The 3,022-nt window shown below is 42.0% G+C and carries 3 protein-coding genes; 1 reads left to right on the plus strand and 2 read right to left on the minus strand.

Annotation, left to right across the window (positions count from 1 at the left end; all coding sequences use genetic code 11):
• A partial coding sequence (locus IQ229_RS21185) for a UPF0182 family protein (protein WP_194047102.1) occupies window positions 1-1,818 on the plus strand: 1,818 nt, incomplete at its 5' end.
• 269 nt (window positions 1,819-2,087) lie between these two features.
• Here the strand turns inward: IQ229_RS21185 and IQ229_RS21190 are convergent.
• Both IQ229_RS21190 and IQ229_RS21195 read right to left on the minus strand, forming a co-directional pair.
• On the minus strand, window positions 2,088-2,342 hold the full coding sequence (locus tag IQ229_RS21190) for a hypothetical protein (RefSeq protein ID WP_228013625.1): 255 nt from the start codon (window positions 2,340-2,342) through the stop codon (window positions 2,088-2,090).
• A 311-nt stretch (window positions 2,343-2,653) separates the two neighbouring features.
• A partial coding sequence (locus tag IQ229_RS21195) for a hypothetical protein (protein ID WP_194047104.1) occupies window positions 2,654-3,022 on the minus strand: 369 nt, incomplete at its 5' end.

The raw sequence follows: 3,022 nt of genomic DNA on the forward strand, positions 1-3,022 counted from the left end.
GCTCTAGTGCAATATTTAATTGTCCTACCTAATGAGTTGCAACGAGAGCAACCATACATTCAGCGAACTATAGCTTTAACTCGCCAAGCATTTGATCTAGAGGTAATCGATGCCAGAACCTTCAATCCCCAAGGAACACTAACTGAAGCTGATATTCAAAATAATGACTTGACAATTCGGAATATTCGCCTTTGGGATCAGCGGCCACTGTTACAAACTAACCGTCAACTGCAACAAATCCGACCGTATTATCGGTTCCCCGATGCCGATATTGATCGGTATACTTTGAAAACAGATGTAACTTCACGCCGACCATCAGCCCCCCAAAAACCGCCAGAATCGGAGCAGCAAACAGCCGAACCAACAGAACGGCGGCAGGTACTGATTGCTGGACGAGAACTAAACTACAGTGCAGTACCACAGGAAGCTCAAACATGGGTTAACCGCCATTTAATTTATACCCACGGTTTTGGGTTCACTGTTAGCCCAGTTAATACAGTTGGCCCGGGTGGGCTACCAGAATATTTTGTCAAAGATATTAGCGGTGATAGTAGCGCTCTCACAACTTCCAGTGAAGCCATTCGTGACAGTATTCCCATTGGGCAACCCCGAATTTATTACGGTGAAATAGCCAATACTTATGTAATGACTGGCACAAGAGTTAGAGAGCTAGACTATCCCAGTGGTAGTGACAATGTTTACAACTCTTATGATGGTCTGGGTGGTGTCCAAATCGGTTCAGCATGGCGACGCTGGCTCTTTGCCATGTATTTGAAGGATTGGCAAATGTTATTCACACGGGACTTTTTGCCTGAGACAAGGGTGCTGTTCCGGCGAAATGTGAAGCAACGTATTCAAGCGATCGCACCTTTCCTCAAATTTGATAGTGACCCCTATTTGGTAGCTGCTGCTAATCAAGATTTACCAAGTAATCCCAGTTATCTTTACTGGATTGTTGATGCTTACACAACGAGCGATCGCTATCCTTACTCAGACACTGGTAGCGATGGGATCAACTACATGCGTAACTCAATCAAGGTAGTGATTGATGCCTACAACGGCAGTGTTAATTTTTATATTGCCGATCCCAGCGATCCGATAATTGCCACTTGGTCAAAGATATTTCCCAACACCTTCAAACCTCTCAGTACCATGCCAGCTAGTCTCCGCAGTCATATTCGCTATCCTGTGGACTTTTTCAAAATTCAATCTGAGCGGTTGATGACCTACCACATGACTGACCCCCAGGTATTTTACAATCGGGAAGACCAGTGGCAGATTCCTAACGAAATCTATGGCAGTGAAGCCCGTCCGGTAGAGCCGTATTATTTGATTACTAGTCTACCCACCGTACCTTTTGAAGAATTTATCCTGCTTTTACCCTATACCCCCAGACAACGGACTAATTTAATCGCTTGGTTAGCGGCGCGATCGGATGGTGATAATTACGGTAAGTTATTGTTATATACTTTTCCCAAAGAAAGACTGGTCTACGGTCCAGAGCAAATTGAGGCGCGGATTAACCAAGACCCAGTAATTTCTCAGCAAATTTCCTTGTGGAATCGCCAGGGTTCGAGAGCTATTCAAGGCAATCTACTAGTAATTCCTATTGAGCAATCGCTGCTGTATGTCGAGCCAATCTATCTAGAAGCCACACAGAATAGCTTACCAACTTTGGTGCGGGTAGTCGTGGCTTACGAAAACCGGATCGTCATGGCACAAACCTTAGAACAAGCATTGCAGGCAATTTTTAAACCAGAGGTTACACCAGCCTTGCCGATAATCCGTCCCTTTGAAGAAGCAGCTCCGCCAAGTTAAGCGATTTTAAGACTAAAAAGTTATATATCAGGCGAAAGTGAGCGTAGACACGCAGCGGTTTGTCGTAAGACATCGCCGTTAACAAATTTATTACAACAGAAATAGTTTTAGGACTAGGGCGTGTTTTCAAACTACTCGTTTTGTGCTATTAACCATTGCAATCGAGGTTTATTGCTCTAGCAGTGCGATCGCACTTTTGAGTCCCAATAAAATTAACTACTGGTAATAACAGCACAAGTTAATGGCTGTTGCACATAAGAGTATTCCAACTAAAAAATGATCCAAAAATTTGGTGTTGCAATACCTGCTGCCTTTGCTGCTTCAAAAATTAGATTTTTATACTCTTCAACAGTGATGTCACCTCGATAAAGATCCAAAGAGTAGGAAATCGCCGTGACTACAACCTGAGTGATAATAGCTGTTCCCGTTGCAGTAATCCCAAGTTTTGCGATCGTCCCAGAATTGCTGACAATAGAATCTACTGCATTATAAACCCGAATATAAAACTGTTCGCCAACGGTCATAACTTTGGCACCTCGGCGAAGATTATCAACACCTACTTCCCAAAGGATATTATCAGCAGCATTCGATCCACCTTGGGAACGTGGATTGATGTGGCTACCATGCTTATCTCTAACAAAAACTTTACTATCCGACTAAATCAGTTGTTACATTGGACAGCAGACGTTGGTATCAGGTAGTCTTACGCCATTGCAGAACCAACGTAAGCGATCGCAGCAATAAATATATTCCCTTGGCAAAGTCTATGTGTTACAACCCATAAGGTTGCAAATATACTAACAGTAATGGTCATACCAAGTACTAAAAAACAGTTTCATGGTTTGAGGTTTAGCGATTTAATAAAAGAGTCCCCATTCGTTTTTAGCTCTTCAGATGATGGGGTTATTATTACAGCCTCAACAGCAGAATTATTCTTCATACAAAGCAGACTTCTCTGATATAGTATTTTATTCTGAATATTTAATCCTTTTTTATTAATTACTTCTTGCAAGGAAGTACCGGGTTTGCCCATTAAAGTAAAGTCTTGACAGTTATATCCACTTTGATTAATGGAAGACTGAGATACTTGTTTACCCTGAATAAAACTTGTTTCATTAGCAGTTTTAACTAGAATTTGTAAAACTTTTGGGATTCTCTGCGAGGCTATTGGTTTGGAAAAAGTTGAATGGGTCACTGAATATAT

It is taken from the genome of Nostoc cf. edaphicum LEGE 07299 (assembly GCF_015207245.1).
Classification (GTDB): Bacteria; Cyanobacteriota; Cyanobacteriia; order Cyanobacteriales; family Nostocaceae; genus Nostoc; species Nostoc edaphicum_B.

Bases quoted from the DNA above. Each gene is read 5' to 3' on its own strand.
- IQ229_RS21190 (WP_228013625.1), bottom strand. From the start codon at position 2,342: ATGACCGTTGGCGAACAGTTTTATATTCGGGTTTATAATGCAGTAGAT.